The 15,368-nt window shown below is 74.3% G+C and carries 14 protein-coding genes; 10 read left to right on the top strand and 4 right to left on the bottom strand.

Translation table 11 applies throughout. From position 1 onward, the window contains the following. Positions 1–125: 125 nt before the first annotated feature. Positions 126–422 carry a hypothetical protein gene (locus tag OEB99_RS07145; protein WP_263509283.1) on the bottom strand — a complete coding sequence of 99 codons (297 nt, stop codon included), beginning with the start codon at positions 420–422 and terminating at the stop codon, positions 126–128. 157 nt (positions 423–579) lie between these two features. Between OEB99_RS07145 and pdxH the strand changes: the two genes are divergently transcribed. The 7 genes from pdxH to OEB99_RS07110 all read left to right on the top strand — a co-directional run bounded on the left by pdxH (position 580) and on the right by OEB99_RS07110 (position 6,384). After that, a complete protein-coding gene (gene pdxH / locus OEB99_RS07140; protein ID WP_263509282.1) occupies positions 580–1,257 on the top strand; it encodes a pyridoxamine 5'-phosphate oxidase in 678 nt (225 codons plus the stop codon). Between the two features lie 48 nt (positions 1,258–1,305). After that, positions 1,306–2,733, top strand: a complete 1,428-nt coding sequence (locus tag OEB99_RS07135) for a GH1 family beta-glucosidase (RefSeq protein ID WP_263509280.1) — start codon at positions 1,306–1,308, stop codon at positions 2,731–2,733. A gap of 108 nt (positions 2,734–2,841) precedes the next feature. Continuing rightward, the gene (locus tag OEB99_RS07130; RefSeq protein WP_263509279.1) at positions 2,842–4,041 is read left to right on the top strand and encodes an N-acetylglucosamine-6-phosphate deacetylase; all 1,200 of its coding nucleotides are present in this window, start codon (positions 2,842–2,844) and stop codon (positions 4,039–4,041) included. 18 nt (positions 4,042–4,059) lie between these two features. Then, positions 4,060–4,350 (top strand): hypothetical protein, encoded by a 291-nt coding sequence (locus OEB99_RS07125; RefSeq protein ID WP_263509277.1) that lies wholly within the window; start codon positions 4,060–4,062, stop codon positions 4,348–4,350. 56 nt (positions 4,351–4,406) lie between these two features. After that, a complete protein-coding gene (locus OEB99_RS07120; RefSeq protein ID WP_263509276.1) occupies positions 4,407–5,168 on the top strand; it encodes an alpha/beta hydrolase in 762 nt (253 codons plus the stop codon). A 15-nt stretch (positions 5,169–5,183) separates the two neighbouring features. Further along, a complete protein-coding gene (locus OEB99_RS07115) occupies positions 5,184–6,005 on the top strand; it encodes an alpha/beta fold hydrolase (RefSeq protein WP_263509275.1) in 822 nt (273 codons plus the stop codon). 7 nt (positions 6,006–6,012) lie between these two features. Next, the gene (locus tag OEB99_RS07110) at positions 6,013–6,384 is read left to right on the top strand and encodes a nuclear transport factor 2 family protein (RefSeq protein ID WP_263509273.1); all 372 of its coding nucleotides are present in this window, start codon (positions 6,013–6,015) and stop codon (positions 6,382–6,384) included. A 46-nt stretch (positions 6,385–6,430) separates the two neighbouring features. Here OEB99_RS07110 and OEB99_RS07105 read toward each other — a convergent pair whose 3' ends face one another. Then, positions 6,431–6,841, bottom strand: coding sequence for a hypothetical protein (locus tag OEB99_RS07105; protein WP_263509272.1), 411 nt, complete (start codon positions 6,839–6,841; stop codon positions 6,431–6,433). Continuing rightward, the gene (locus OEB99_RS07100) at positions 6,834–8,942 is read right to left on the bottom strand and encodes a coiled-coil domain-containing protein (RefSeq protein ID WP_263509271.1); all 2,109 of its coding nucleotides are present in this window, start codon (positions 8,940–8,942) and stop codon (positions 6,834–6,836) included. Before OEB99_RS07100 ends, OEB99_RS07105 begins: the two co-directional genes overlap by 8 nt. A gap of 354 nt (positions 8,943–9,296) precedes the next feature. Here OEB99_RS07100 and OEB99_RS07095 point away from each other — a divergent pair, with 354 nt between their 5' ends. From OEB99_RS07095 to OEB99_RS07085, 3 genes are read left to right on the top strand one after another with little or no spacing between them, the layout of a single operon-like run. Continuing rightward, positions 9,297–11,105, top strand: a complete 1,809-nt coding sequence (locus tag OEB99_RS07095) for a hypothetical protein (RefSeq protein WP_263509270.1) — start codon at positions 9,297–9,299, stop codon at positions 11,103–11,105. Continuing rightward, a complete protein-coding gene (locus tag OEB99_RS07090) occupies positions 11,102–12,121 on the top strand; it encodes a DUF8094 domain-containing protein (protein ID WP_263509268.1) in 1,020 nt (339 codons plus the stop codon). Before OEB99_RS07095 ends, OEB99_RS07090 begins: the two co-directional genes overlap by 4 nt. A 23-nt stretch (positions 12,122–12,144) precedes the next feature. After that, the gene (locus tag OEB99_RS07085; RefSeq protein WP_263509267.1) at positions 12,145–13,062 is read left to right on the top strand and encodes a tetratricopeptide repeat protein; all 918 of its coding nucleotides are present in this window, start codon (positions 12,145–12,147) and stop codon (positions 13,060–13,062) included. A gap of 66 nt (positions 13,063–13,128) precedes the next feature. On the opposite strand, the gene glgB is transcribed toward OEB99_RS07085, so the two are convergent. Then, complete coding sequence (gene glgB, locus OEB99_RS07080; protein WP_263509266.1) at positions 13,129–15,342, bottom strand: 1,4-alpha-glucan branching protein GlgB; 2,214 nt, start codon at positions 15,340–15,342, stop codon at positions 13,129–13,131. Between the last annotated feature and the right edge of the window lie 26 nt (positions 15,343–15,368).

The raw sequence follows: 15,368 nt of genomic DNA, 5'->3' as shown, positions 1-15,368 counted from the left end.
CCCCCGCCCGCCCCCCCCCCCGCCCCCCCCCGGGGGGGGGGGCCCCGCCGCCCCCCCCCGCCCCCCCCCCCACGCCTGGGTGCCTCACGCATCGCGGCCTGGCCAGGGTCGCGAGCGCTCGCAGGTCAGCAGTCCTTGATCGACCTGAAGGTGCCCCAGAGGCGGTTGTATCGGAGCTGCTCCGTGGAGTTCGCCGAGATCGCATAGCAGCCCGAGTCGTTGGCGTTCGCGATGTCGAGCCTGACCGTGATGGTGCGGCTGCACGAGTTCTTCACGTTGATGTATCGGTAGGAGAACGCAGAGCCGCTGCCCACGGCAGACGCGCACTGCACGTCGCTCGCCGCGGCCGCGGGCCCGGCGAGCGCGACCGAACCGATCGTGAGCGCCGCTCCGGTGAGCAGGGCGATGGCGCGCTTTCGCATGTGATGTTCCTTTCGTCCGGAATAGGGCGCGGTCACCGTAGCCAGTATGTTGATCAAGGACAAGTTGCGCAGTGACAAGAGTCATGTCGGCATCGACCATGATCGAACATGGCGGGACGCGATCGCGCGTGCGTGTCGGGCCAGCAAGGATGGGGCCATGGAGCCGCTTGCGCCGCAGACCCCCGACCCCCGCCCGGTCGACCGGCTCGCCGCGTTGCGGCGCAGCTACGTCCTCGGGACGCTCGACCCGGCCGACGTCGACCCGGACCCGGTCGCCCAGCTCCGCAGGTGGCTCGACGACGCTCAGGACGCGGGGCTCGTGGAGCCGAACGCGATGGTGCTGGCCACGGTGGACGCCGACGGCGCCCCGGCGGCCCGGACCGTGCTCTGCAAGGGGATCGACGAGCGAGGCCTGGTCTTCTACACCCAGGTGCGCTCCGCGAAGGGGCGGCAGCTCGCGGTGCACCCCGAAGCGGCCGCAGTGTTCGTCTGGCACGCGATGGACCGCCAGGCGATCGTGCGCGGCGCGGTGACCCCGGTGAGCCGTGCGGAGGTCGCGGCCTACTTCGCGAGCCGCCCGCGTGGCAGCCAGCTGGCCGCATGGGCGAGCGATCAGTCGGCCGTGGTGGCGTCCCGCGCCGAGCTCGAGGCGGACTACGCCGCGGCGGAGCGCCGGTTCGCCGGAGAGGACGTGCCGATGCCGGAGCACTGGACCGGCTACCGCCTCGCGCTCGGCACCGTCGAGCTGTGGCAGGGGCGCCGGGATCGCCTGCACGATCGCGTGCGCTACCGCCCGCTCGGGCACGGCTGGGTGGTCGAACGTCTGGCACCCTGAGAGGTGTCGACAACGGCGGGGGGAGACGGACTGACGGAGGTGCAGGGCATGAGCCGAGACTTCGGGTCGGACTTCCTGTGGGGAGCGGCCACGGCGGCGTACCAGATCGAGGGCGCGACCACCGAGGGCGGCCGCGGCGCGAGCATCTGGGACACCTTCTCCGCGACGCCCGGCAAGGTGCTCGACGGGCACACCGGGGCGGTCGCGGCGGACCACTACCACCGGATGCCGGCGGACGTCGCGCTGATGCGGGACCTCGGGCTCGCTGCCTACCGGTTCTCGGTGGCCTGGCCCCGGATCCAGCCGACCGGGTCGGGTCCGGCGCTCGCGGCCGGCCTGGACTTCTACTCCCGCCTGGTCGACGAGCTGCTCGGCGCCGGGATCGAGCCCGTGCTCACGCTCTATCACTGGGACCTGCCGCAGGCCCTCGAGGATGCGGGTGGATGGCCGGCTCGCGACACCGCGCTGCGCTTCGGCGAGTACGCGGCGCTCGTCGTGGATGCCCTGGGTGACCGGGTGCTGCGCTGGACGACCCTGAACGAGCCGTGGTGCTCGGCCTTCCTGGGCTACGCGTCGGGTGTGCACGCACCGGGACGCACCGAGCCGGCGGGGGCGCTCGCCGCCGCTCACCACCTGAACCTCGCGCACGGGCTGGCCGGGCGGGCCGTGCGCGACGGGCTCGGCGACCGAGGCCTGCTCTCGCTGACCCTCAACCTGCACGTGGTGCGTCCCGCGTCCCAGGCTCCGGGAGACCTCGACGCCGCTCGACGGATCGACGCGGTGGCCAACCGGATCTTCCTCGAGCCCGTGCTGGACGGCACCTACCCGGCGGACCTGCTCGCGGACACCGCGGCGGTGACGGACTGGTCGTTCGTCCACGACGGCGACCTCGAGGTGACGCACACCGGTCTCGACGTGCTCGGCGTGAACTACTACTCGTCGCAGGAGGTGCGCGCGGCGCGGCCGGGTGAGCCCCGGTCCATGGACGACGGGCACGGTGCCTCGACCTCCTCGCCGTGGGTCGGGTCGCCGGACGTGGAGTTCCTGCCCCGCTCCGGCCCGCTGACCGCGATGGGCTGGAACATCGACCCCTCCGGCATGACCGAGCTCCTGGTCGGGCTGCACCACCGGTACCCGGAGCTCCCGCTGATGATCACCGAGAACGGGGCCGCGTTCGACGACGAGGTCTCGCCGGACGGCCGCGTGCACGACCCCCGCCGGATCGCGTACGTGCACGACCACGTCGCCGCGGTCGGGGATGCGATGGAGGCCGGTGCCGACGTCCGCGGCTACCTGCTGTGGTCGCTGATGGACAACTTCGAGTGGGCCTACGGCTACCACCGCCGGTTCGGCATCATCCGGATCGACTACGACACCCTCGAACGGACCTGGAAGGACTCGGCCTACTGGTACCGGGCGCTGATCAGCACGGGCCGGCTTCCCTCGCCGACCGATCCCGGGGTGGTTCCCGACTAGACGCCCGACCGCGCACGGTCCGGACGAGGCCCGTCGCGGGTGGAGCCGGGCGGAGACACCCTGCGCGGCGCACTCCCGCGCCGGACGCCGCGATGCCAGGATGGGGCGATGACGACGGCGTCCGGGACTGCTCTGCGTGGTCGCGTCGTGACCGAGCACGGTGAGCTCCCCGGCGGCCTCGTGGTGGTCGACGCGGACACGGTCGTCTGGGTGGGTGCCGTCGCCGACGCGCCGCCGGAGCTGGCGGCGATGCCGGACGCCGCCCCACCCGACTCGACCATCCTCCCCGGGCTGATCGACCTGCACTGCCACGGCGGTGGCGGCGAGAGCTTCCCGGACGCGCCCGGGCCCGAGCAGGCGCGCACGGCTGCCCGCGAGCACCTGGCGCACGGCACGACGACGCTCGTCGCGTCCCTGGTCACCGCCCCCCGCGAGCGGCTGGTCGAGCAGACCGCGCTGCTCGCGACGCTGGTCGCGGACGGGGACCTGGCGGGCATCCACGTCGAAGGCCCGTTCCTGGCGCCGGCCCGGTGCGGCGCGCAGTCCGCCGAGCACATGGTGGCCGGCGACCCGGCACTCGTCACCGCGCTCGCCGACGCCGCGGACGGCGGACTCATCGGGGTGACGGTCGCGCCCGAGGTGCCGGGGGTGCTCGACGGCGTCCTCGCCGCCGTGGTGGCGGAAGGTGCGGTGCCGTCGTTCGGCCACACCGACGCGTCGGCCCCTCAGGTCGCCCGGGCGGTGGAGGAGGCGCGGCGCCTGCTGGCCGGCGGCCCGCGCGGCCGGCGCCCGGTGGCGACCCACGTGTTCAACGGCATGCGTCCGCTGCACCACCGCGACCCCGGACCGATCCCGGTGCTGCTCACCGCTGCCCGGCGCGGCGAGGTGGTGGTCGAGCTCATCGCCGACGGGGTGCACCTCACGTCCGAGGTGATCCGGATGGTGTTCGACCTCGTGGGTGCCCAGGGCATCGCCCTGGTGACCGACGCGATGGCCGGCGCCGGGATGCCGGACGGGTTCTACCTGCTGGGTCCGGCCCGGGTGCAGGTCACCGACGGGGTGTCCCGCCTGGTGCGCGGCGGTGCGATCGCTGGGGGCACGTCGCACCTGCTCGACGTGGTCCGGACGACGGTGGCGGCGGGCGTCCCGCTCGCCGAGGCGGTGCACGCCGCGTCGAGCACGCCGGCGCAGGTGCTCGGCCGTGGGGACGTCGGGAGCCTGGCCGCGGGTCGGCGGGCAGACCTCGTCGTCGTCGACGAGGAGCTGCGTCCGCGTCGGGTGATGCGTGCCGGGGCCTGGGTGGCCTGACCCCGGCACAATGGGGGGATGGCTCGCCGCTCGTCCAAACGCCCGTGGGGTGCACCGCACCCGGAGCTGGACACCGAGCGCGCCCGAGGCGGCTCGCGCGTCGAGCACCGCTCGGACGGCGCCTGGACGGTGCGCAGCGTCTCGGCCGCGGCCGCGACGAAGTCGTACCTGTGCCCCGGGTGCCAGCAGGAGATCCCACCCGGCACGCCGCACGTGGTCGCGTGGCACGATGACGCGTTGCTCGGCGCCCAGGCGGGCCTCGAGCTGCGGCGGCACTGGCACTCCTCGTGCTGGTCACGACGCCGCTGACGGCTCGTCCGGACGCCGCTGAGCCGCGCTCCCGCACCGCCACTAGGCTCGAGCTGATGAGCACCTCGCCCGCACAGATCCGTGCGCTGTCCGTCCTTCCCGCCACGCGCACCGAGATCGAGCTGCACACCGCCGACGGCCTCACGCTGGTCGGCGAGCTCGCCGTCCCGGTGGACCGGCCCCCGCTGGCGACCTTGATCACGCTTCACCCGCTGCCCACGCACGGCGGGTTCATGGACTCGCACGTGCTGCGCAAGGCGTCCTGGCGACTGCCCGCGCTCGCCGGCCTCGCCGTCCTGCGCTTCAACACGAGGGGGACCTCGAGCCCGCGCGGCACGAGCGGGGGCGAGTTCGACGGCGGCCAGGCCGAACGTTTCGACGTCGCAGCAGCGATCGAGTACGCGGAGTTCCACGAGCTGCCGCACCCGTGGCTGCTCGGCTGGTCGTTCGGCACCGAGCTGGCCCTGATGCACGGCGCGGACCCGGCGGTCGAGGGAGCCATCCTGCTCTCCCCGCCGCTGTCCCGGGCGACCGACGCCGACCTGGACCGCTGGGACGCGTTCGGCCGCCCGCTCGTGGCGTTGGTCCCGGAGCACGACGACTTCCTGCAGCCCGACGAGGCGCGTCGCCGGTTCGCGCGCGTGCGCCAGGCCGAGGTGATCGGCGTGGACGGTGCCAAGCACCTGTGGGTCGGTGAGCCGTCCGTACGCCGGGTGCTCGACGAGGTGGTGGCGCGCGTGCTCCCGGGCCACGGACCGCTGCCCACCACGTGGGACGGGGCGATGTCGACCGCCGCCAGCGGCGAGGCTGACGGCTGAGGCGAGGAGGAAGCCATGACGACCGACGGCATGCTCGCGCTGCACACCCTGCGACGGGGTGGGTCCGGGACGCCTCCGCTTGTCCTGCTGCACGGTTTCCCGCTGGACCACCGGATGTGGCTCGACGTCCTCGACCTGCTCACGGGCGATCCGACCGTCCTGGCACCCGACCTGCCCGGCTTCGGGGTGTCGCCGATCGGCGAGGACGTGGCCGAGCACGTCGGGGGTACCGGGCCCTCGGTCGACGTGATGGCGGACGCGGTCGCGGCCGCGCTGCGTGCGGCCGGCGTCGAGCGGGCCGTCGTCGGCGGGCTGTCGATGGGTGGCTACGTCGCGATGGCGCTGGCCGAGCGGCACCCCGACCTGATCGCCGGTCTCGCGCTCCTCGACACCAAGTCCGGCGCCGACCCCGAGCCCGCACGGGCGAACCGCCTCCGGATCGCCGACGCCGTCCTGGCGGACGACAGCGTCGACGCGGTGCTGCCGATGCGCACGACTCTGCTCGGCGCGACGTCCAGGCAGACCCGAACCGACCTCGTCGAGCACCTGGAGACCTGGATCGCCGACCAGGGGGCGTCCGGCGTGGCCTGGGCCCAGCGCGCCATGGCGGCCCGCCCCGACCGCACCGACGTCCTGCGGGGGGTCGGGGTGCCGGCCGTCGTCGTGGTCGGCGAGCAGGACGACCTGAGCCCGGTCGACCAGGCCGAGCTGATGGCCGAGGCCCTGCCGGACGCGACGTTGGTCGTGGTGCCGTCCGCAGGGCACATGACGCCGATCGAGAACCCCGAGCCGGTCGCCGCCGCGCTGAGCGCCCTGCTGGCGCGCGCGGGCCGCTGAGGCCGCGATGAACGCCCTGCACGTCTATCTCGACGGGTGGAGACGCAACGACGTCGCCGCCGCCGTCGGGGTCCTCACCGAGGCGTGCGTGCTGGTGGACTCCTCCGGGACGGTGCTGCGCGGGCGCGACGCCGTCGCGGAGTGGATGTCCGGCTGGTTCGCCGGCGGCGGTGTGGTGCACGACTGGCAGATCACCGACGAGTCCGTCGCCGACGGCGTGATCACGGCCCAGTGGGTGGTCCACGCGACGATCCAGGGCGTCGAGGCGAGGGTCGAGGGCCGGACGGTGGCGCACCTGCGCGACGGCGCGATCAGCTACCTGCGGGACTACACGACGTCGACGCCGTTGGGCGACTGGGACGGCACCTGGGCCGGGTGACCGGCGTGCCGACGCAGGCGGCCGATCGCGGCGACCGGCGGAGAGCTCAGTCGCCGAGCACGCGCCGCAGCGCGTCGGCGAGGTCGATCGACTCCCCGTCCCGCGCGCCGCGACCGAGGACCATCGGGGGGTCGGACTCCTCGAGCGTCACGCCGCGCAGCAGGGCCATCGAGCCGGCCGGGACGCTGAGCAGGTAGAACCTGCCCTCGGTGTCCACCCCGACGGTCTCGTTCGCGCGCAGGTACCAGCCGGTCAACCCGGTGCGGTACCGACGGCGTCCGTCGTACGAGCGGGCACGCAGCGGCTCCGGCTCGAGCCCGCGTTCGCGTGCGACCTCGAGGAACGCGGAGATCAGCTCCCGGGCACGGACCGTCTCCTTGGCCCGTGCCCGGTCGAGCGCAGCGGCTCGCTCGGTTGCGGCGTCGGCGCGGCGCTCGCGCCAGTCGTCCTCAGGCACCGCGGCCGGCACGCGCCTTCGAGTCCGCGGCCGTCGACTCGTCGGTGGCCGGCTCGTCCGCGGCGGGGGCCTCGTCGGCGGGGGCGTCCTCGGCGGGGGCGTCCTCGGCAGCGTCGGACGGGGAGTCCGCTGCGTTCGCGTCGGCCTCCGGCGCGTCGTCCACGTCCGTGGCATCCTCCCCGGCCCCGGTCTCGTCGGCGTCGGAGCCCTGCTCGGGCGAGCTCCCCTCGATCGCGGCGAGGCGCGCCTCGGCGGCCTCGACCTTCGCGAGGGTGCGCTGGCTGGGCACGGGCTCGTGGCCCAGGAGGCTGCGCAGCTCGTCGAGGTACGACGTGATGGCCTCGCGCTGGCGGTTGAGGTCCTCGACCTGCCGCTGAGCGGTGGTGCGCTCGCGCTCGGCCTCGGTCATCGCCTCGGAGAGCATGTTCTCGGCGTGCTCGCGAGCCTCGGCGACGACGCGGTCCGCGTTGCGCCGCGCGTTGGACAGCAGCTCCTTGGCGTGCGTGTCGGCGTCGCTGCGGATCTTCTCGGCCTGCTCGAGGGCGTGGGCGACGCGCTGCTCGGCGTCGGCCGCGTGCGCCTCCGCGTCGGAGACCAGCTTCTCGGTCGCGGCCCGGGCCGCGTCGTGGCGGGCGGCGTCGGCGTTCTCCGCCTCCTCGCGCTTCGTCGCGATCTCGACCTCGGCGTCCGCGAGCGCGCGGCCGGCCTGGCTGCGCAGTGCCTCGGCCTCGGTGGTCGCGGCGCTCAGCGTCTCGGTCGCCGTCCGCTTGGCCTCGGCGATCATCCGGTCCGCGTCGATCCGGGCCTGCTCGCGCAGCTCGGTGGTCTCCCGTGCGGCGGTCTCGCGCAGCTCGGTGGTCTCGCGTGCAGTGGTCTCGCGGAGCTCGGTGGTCTCGCGCGCGGTGGTCGACCGGAGGTGCGTGGTCTCCCGTGCGGCGGTCTCGCGCAGCTCGGTGGTCTCGCGCTCGGCGGTCGCCCGCAGCGTGCTCACGTAGTCCTCGGCCTCGGAGCGCTCGGCGCCGATCTCCTCGGCGAGCTCGTTGCGTGCGGCCTGGGCCTCGTCGGCCACCGCGGAGCGCAGCTCGGCGACCTCGCGGTCGGCCGTGGCCCGGACGAACGCGGAGTACTGGTCGGCCTCGGTGCGCAGCGCGTTGCTCTCCTGCTCGGCGTTGTGCCGGATGGCGCGGGCGTCGCGCTCGGCCGCGGTGCGCAGCGCGTCCGCCGCCTCCTGCGCGCGGGTCCGCAGCACGGCGACCGTGGCGTCGGCCTCGGCCCGCAGCTCGGCGGTCTCGCGCTCCGCGGCGGTGCGCAGGGCAGCGGCGTACTGCTCCGCCTCGGTGCGCAGCGCTGCGGTCTCGGACTCGGTGCGCTGCCGCAGGGCGGTGGTGTCGGCGTCGGTCGTCGAGCGCAGCTCGGCGGCGTAGCTCTCGGTCTCCTCGCGCAGCGCGCGGGTCTCGGCCTCGGTCGTCGAGCGCAGCTCGGACGCGTAGGTCTCGGTGGACACCCGCAGCTCGGTGGTCTCCCGCTCGGCGGTGGCGCGCAGCGTGCCGATCTCGCGCTCGAGCGTGCCGCGCCGCTCGGCCTCCTCGGTGGTGATCGCGCTGGAGATCCGGGCGGCCTCGCGCTCGGCCGACCCGACCAGCTCCTCCGCGCGGCGCTGCGCCGACGTGAGCGTGGACTCGGCCTCGGAATCCGCGGTGCCGCGCACCTCCTCGGCCTCACGACGGGCCGTGGCGAGCATCTCGGCGACCTCGTTCTCGGCACGGGCGCGCAGCTGCCCGGCGGCGAGCTTGGCCCTGGCCATCGCGTCGGCCGCCTGGGCGTTGGCCTGGGCCAGCACGTCGGAGGACTGCTCCTCGGCGGACCGCAGCAGCTGCTCGATCCTCGACCCGAGGCCGGAGTACGTCGGCCGCTCCGCCTCGCGGAGCTGGCGGTGGGCCTCGGACAGCTCACCGGCGAGCTGCATGGCCTTGGCGTCGAGCTGTTCGACCTGCCCCCTGGCGTCGTTGAGCTGGCGCTCGACGTCGCCGAGTCGCTGCTCGACCTGCGCTCGGTCGTACCCCCGCAGGACCACGGGGAAGATCGATCGCTCCTCGGACACAGGAACCTCCAGGCTTGGCTCGGTTCGGGCCTCGCCGGGGTCGTCTCCTCGGCGGCCAGGATCGCCCGGGGTGCGCGGCGAACCATCGCCAAGCCTAACGGTCCGGGCAGGGCGCCCCCAGCCCGGTTCCGGGTCGAACCCGCCCGCCCGGGCGGTCGACCCACCGTCGAGCGACGACCCGACGATCGTCTCGGAGCCCGAGCGGCGACGTCTCGGAGCGCGCTGCCGCCCGGCGCGGGAGAGCCCGGTGGGCACGATCTGCGCACACACCGGCCACACACCGACCACCGGGCGGGCACGCACGGTCGATCGTGCTCGCCTATCCTGGGGCGTCACGTCGGAAAGGGACATTCTGTGCTGTCTCGCGTTCTCGCGTCGCTGCTGTGCCTGCTCGGCGCCGCCGCGATCGCCCTGGGCGTCGCCTCGGCGACCGTCTGGCGCTCCTCGGACACCTTGGCCGCCACGGCCTCGGCGAGCGGGTACCTGGTCACCGACCCCGGTGTCCTCGACCTCGCCGCGGACGAGGTCACCGTCACGGCGTCGGCCACCGGCCCGGTCACCATCGCGCTCGGCCGGACGGCGGACGTCGAGGCATGGGTCGGTGAGGACGAGGCCACCCGTGTGACCGGTCTGGCCACCCTCACCGAGCTGACCACCGAGGCCGGGCAGGGGGTGAGCGCGACGTCGTCCCCGACGGCGACGGACGCGCCGAGCGAGTCGGCGACCGACACCGCGTCGGCGACCGAGTCACCCGAGCCCACGGACTCCGCGACCGAGTCCGCGGATCCCTCCGCGACCGAGTCCGCGGATGCCTCCGCGACCGAGTCCGGGGACGACGCGGCCTCCGGCGAGGACGGCGAGGCCGCGTTCGCCGACCCGTCCGGGTCCGACCTGTGGCTCACCGAGGCCACCGGCGACGGTCGCGCGACGATGACGTGGGAGCGCACCGACGGTCGCTGGAGCGTGCTCGTCGCGGCGGCCTCCGGCGACGACGTCGCGCTCACCCTCACCTGGCCGCAGGAGGTGACCACCCCGTGGCTGCGCCCGGGGGTCGCCGGCGGTTCGGTGCTCCTGGTGCTCGGCATCGCGTGGTGGGCGCTGATCCTGGTGCGTTCGCGCCGGGCCGTGGCCGGCGTCGGGGCGGCGGGCTGGTTCGGGCACGCACGGGACGTCCTGGGCTCGGGCCGCCCCTCGCGCGCGCCGTCCCCGACCGAGGGCACGACCTCCGTGGCGACCGCGGCCGAGAGCGCTGCGGTGCCACCGGTGGCCTTCTCGGCCGGTCGACGCGCGGCCCTCTCGGCGGTCTCCGCGTCGGACACGTCGGTCGCACCCGGTGCCACTGCGGGTGGCCTCGAGCAGCCTCCGGCGGCCGCAGGCGAGCCGGGCCCGGCCGAGGCCACCGGGCCGCGCCCGTCCACCGCGGCGCAGCCGACCGAGATCCTGCACGTGAGCGCCGACGGGGCGCCGATGACCCGGCGCCAGCTCCGCGAGCTGCGCGAGCGTGAGGAGCGCGAGCGCGCGGAGCTCGCCGCGGCCGACCGGCACGGGCGCCGCCCGCGCCCCGAGCCCGAGCCCGAGCCCGCGGCGACGCCCGGAGCCCCTCAGGGAACGGGGCCCGCGGCCGATACCGCCGGGCCGCAGCCAGGGGCTGTCGAGTGGCCCCGGGTAGGCACGGTGCGGATGCCCGAGCGAACCGCCTCCAGCCCCGAGACGACCGCTCGGGTGTGGCCCGCCACGGCCTTCGGTCGGGCCGCAGGGTCGGACCAGGCTGCGCCCGACCAGGCTGTACCGGATCGTGCTGTGCCGGATCGTGCTGTGTCGGATCGTGCTGTGCCGGCCCGTGCTGTGCCGGCTCGGGCTGTGCCCGAGACGCCGGTGCCGGAGGCGGTCACCGGGCGGGACACCTCGGACCAGGCGGAGCTCGACCGGGAGGCGGCGCGGACCGGACTGCGACGTGCGCTCGACCGGGCGATGCGGCGCAAGCCGGCGACGCCGCCGGTGGCGTGGAGCCCGCTCGAGGCGTCGGGCGAGACGCCGGAGGTTCCCGAGCTGCCCGAGCCACCCGCCGCGTCCAGCCCGTCGGCGGATGCCTGGCGGCGCGCCTGGGGCCTGCCGGGCACCGCACCGGGTGCCAACCACGACCAGGGGGAGGAGAAGCGATGAAGCGTCGGACCGCTCTCGTCCTCGCGCTCGTGCCGCTGCTCGGCGCGTGCGCCGCGCCCCTGCCCGTCCCCGAGCCCGAGGCCGTGCCGGCCGTCGCGCCGGCCGCTCTGGAGTCCGTGCAGGTCGACCGGGTCCTGACCGACCTGCACGCGGTTCTCGACGACGCCGACGCAGCCGGGGTGGCGGCTGCCGGGGCCGAGGACCCGGGGGCCGCGCGCACGGCTGCCGTCGATACCCTCGGAGCCCGTGCCTACGGTCCCGCCGAGCAGATCCGCCAGGCCCAGTACCTGCTCGCCGCGACCACCGGGGCGGACGCCCTGACGACCATCCCGTCCGGCGCCCAGACGGTGGTGGACCCGGCGACCACGACCTGGCCGCGCGTGCTCATGGTCGTCACCGACCCGTCCGAGGACCTCCAGGCGCCACTTCTGCTCACCCTGGTGCAGGAGGATCCGCGCTCGGCCTACAAACTGTGGGCGTGGGAACGGTTGTTCGGCGGCGTCGAGCTTCCGGCGACCACGCTGCCCGGCGTGGGCAGCGACCCGGTCCCGGCCGACGGCGGCACGGCGACCCTCACCCCCGAGGAGACGATCGACCAGTACGTCGACGTCATCGCGCACGGCACCGAGTCGGAGTACTTCGACGGGTTCACCGACACCCCGCTCCAGCAGCGGATCGCCGAGCAGCGCTCGGCCTGGAGCGCGGCCGTCGGCCAGGGCACGTTCACCGAGACGTACCAGCCTCTGGACACCGGCCCCTGGGCTCTGGCCACCGCCGACGGCGGCGCGATCGTGGTCGGCGGTTTCGGCGGCCTGACGACCCTGACGCTCGCGGACTCGACCCTGAAGGTCGCCGACCCGGCCACGACGACGCTGCTCGGCAAGGACACGATCACCAAGAACCTCAACCTCGCCTGGACCGTGACGGTCGCGTTCTCGGTGCCGCCCGCCGGATCCACGGACCCGGTCACGGTGCTCGGCGCCGAGTACGCTCTCGTCGCGGCCTCGGGGGAGTGACCGACCCGCACTGCGAGGAGCCCATGAGCACGACACCCGGATCTGACATGCGCCTGAACCTGCACGGCGCGGTGGACCTGTCCAGCCTCGGTCGGCCGCCTGCCGCCCCGCCGTCCGCGCCGACGGGTTCGGTGGTCGACGTGACCGACGAGGCGACCTTCACCGCGGTCGTCCAGCAGTCGACCTCGGTCCCGGTCGTGCTGGTCCTGTGGTCCTCGTACAGCGCGGCGAGCACCCAGGTGGCCGACGACCTGGCCGGTCTGTCCAGCGAGATGGGTGGCAGGTTCCTCGTCGCGCGGCTCGACGCGGAGGCCCACCCGGAGATCGCGCAGGCGATCGGTGCGCAGGCGATACCGACCGTGCTCGGCGTGCTCCGCGGTCAGCCCGTGCCGCTGTTCCAGGGCCCGGCGGAGCGTGAGCAGATCCGGGCACTGCTGGAGAAGCTGCTCGAGGTCGCCGAGGCCAACCAGATCACCGGGACCGTCGCCGCCGAGCCGGGGGAGGAGCCGGCCGAGCCCGAGGAACCGCCGCTGCCCCCGCTGCACGCCGAGGCGTACGACGCGATCGAGGCCGGCGACCTGGACCGCGCTGGCGACGCCTACCGGCGGGCCCTGGCACAGAACCCGCGGGACGAGATGGCCAAGGTCGGACTGGCCCAGGTGGAGCTGCTCGCCCGGGTGCAGGGCCTGGACGCAGTGCAGGTCGCGCAGCGCGCGCAGCAGACGACGGACCTCGACGCGCAGCTCGACATGGCGGACCTCGAGCTAGCGGCCGGTCAGGTCGACGAGGCCTTCGCGCGACTCCTGGCGGCGATCCGGAGCAGTGCCGGACCGGACCGCGAGCGGGTGCGTGTGCGGCTCGTCGCGCTGTTCAGCCTGGTGGGCGACGCCGACCCCAGCGTCGCCAGGGCACGCCGAGAACTCGCCAGCGCGCTGTACTGACCGGACCCCGTCGACCGGCCGGTCCGCGCGGATCGGGTTCGATCCGGCGCGGACCGCGGTCGGGTCTCAGGCCTGGCCCGGCTGCTCCTCGGGGACCAGCACGATCGCGCCGAGCGCGGGCAGTCGCACGCTCGCCGAGTAGCCCTGCGCGTGCAGCGGCTGCGGCAGGGCCTCGACCTGGCCGAGGTTGCCGACACCCCAGCCCCCGTAGACGTCCGCGTCGGTGTTGATGGCCTCACGCCACACGCCGCCCACCGGGAGGCCGAGCCGGTACCCCTCGTGCGTCACGCCGGCGAAGTTCACCGCGATCACCGCGGTGCGACCGGTCCGGTCGCGGCGGATGTAGCTGAGCACGTTGTGCCCGGCGTCCTGGGCGTCGATCCACTCGAAGCCGGCCGGGTCGGCGTCAAGCTCCCACAGGGCGGGCTCGGAGCGGTAGAAGCGGTTGAGGTCCACCACGAGCCGGGCGATGCCCTGGTGCGTGGGGTACTCCAGCAGGCGCCAGTCGAGGCCGTGCGACTCGTTCCACTCCGAGGTCTGGCCGAACTCGCCACCCATGAAGAGCAGCTGCTTGCCCGGGTGGGTCCACTGGTAGGTGAGCAGCGTGCGCAGACCGGCCGCCTGCTGCAGGTGCTCGCCCGGCATCTTGTGCATCAGCGAGCCCTTGCCGTGCACGACCTCGTCGTGGCTGAGCGGCAGGACGAACTGCTCGGAGAACGCGTAGACCATCGAGAACGTGATCTCGTTGTGGTGGTACCGGCGGTTGATCGGCTCCTCCGCGAGGTAGCGGAGGGTGTCGTTCATCCAGCCCATGTTCCACTTGAAGCCGTAGCCCAGGCCGCCGCCCGACGTCGGCGTCGTGACGCCCGGCCACGCGGTGGACTCCTCGGCGATCATCAGGATGCCGCCCGAGCGCCGGTAGGCCGTCGCGTTCGCCTCCTGGATGAATGCGATCGCGTCCAGGTTCTCCCGTCCGCCGTGAACGTTCGGGCGCCACTGGCCGTGGCTGCGCGAGTAGTCGAGGTAGAGCATCGAGGCGACCGCGTCGACGCGCAGCCCGTCCACGTGGAACTCCTCGAGCCAGTACGTGGCGTTGGCGACCAGGAAGTTGCGCACCTCGTTGCGGCCGAAGTCGAACACGAAGGTGCCCCAGTCCGGGTGCTCGCCGAGCAGCGGGTCCGGGTGCTCGTACAGCGGCGTGCCGTCGAACCGGCCCAGCGCCCACTCGTCCTTGGGGAAGTGCGCGGGAACCCAGTCGAGCACGACCCCGACCCCCGCCTGGTGCAGCCGGTCCACGAGCAGCCGGAAGTCGTCGGGGTGACCGAACCGCGAGGTCGGTGCGTAGTACGAGGTGACCTGATAGCCCCACGAGCCACCGAACGGGTGCTCGGCGACCGGCAGGAACTCGACGTGCGTGAAGCCCATCTGCGTGACGTGCTCGACCAGCTGGTCGGCGAGCTCGCGGTAGCCCAGGCCGGGCCGCCACGAGCCGAGGTGCACCTCGTAGATGCTCATCGGGCCGTCGTGCGGGTCGGACGTGCGCCGGCGGTCCATCCACGCGTCGTCGCCCCACCGGTGGCCCGACTCGACCACGACGGACGCCGTGGCCGGCGGGATCTCGGTGCCCTTCGCGAGCGGGTCGGCCTTCTGCCGCCACGAGCCGTCCTGCGCGAGGATCTCGAACTTGTAGGTCGCGCCGGCGGCAACGCCCGGGACGTACAGCTCCCACACGCCGCTGTCGCCGAGCGCGCGCATCGCGTGAGTCGCGCCCTGCCAGTGGTTGAAGTCGCCGACCACACGCACCGCGCGTGCGTTGGGTGCCCAGACCGCGAACGCGGTGCCCACGACGTCGCCGAGCGCGCTCGGGTAGCGCCGGACGTTCGCTCCCAGGGCGGTCCACAGCTCCTCGTGGCGGCCCTCGCGGACGAGGTGCAGGTCCATCTCGCCGAGCGTGGGCAGGAAGCGGTAGGGATCGTCGGCCGTGCTCGGGGCGCCGCCGTAGGTGGCCTCGAGCCGGTAGTCGGGAACCGCGTCGGCCTTGAACGCGGTGACCCAGACGCCCTCGTGCTCGTGGGTGAGCTCGCGGCGTCCCTCGGCCGTCACGAGCACGACCGAGTCGGCCATCGGGCGCAGGGCGCGGACGGTCACGACGTCGTCGTCGAGGTGCGGACCGAGGATCCGGTGCGGGTCCTGGTGCACCCCTGCGGCGATCGCGCCGAGCTCCTCGGTGAACACCGCGCGGGGGGTCGGGTCAGGCGTGGCGGAGGGCGTCGTCGTCATGAGGCCCACCCTGCCACGCTGGGCAC

The organism is Actinotalea endophytica (assembly GCF_025717005.1).
Taxonomy (GTDB): Bacteria; Actinomycetota; Actinomycetes; order Actinomycetales; family Cellulomonadaceae; genus Actinotalea.
This window is presented reverse-complemented; position numbering and strand designations above follow the sequence as displayed.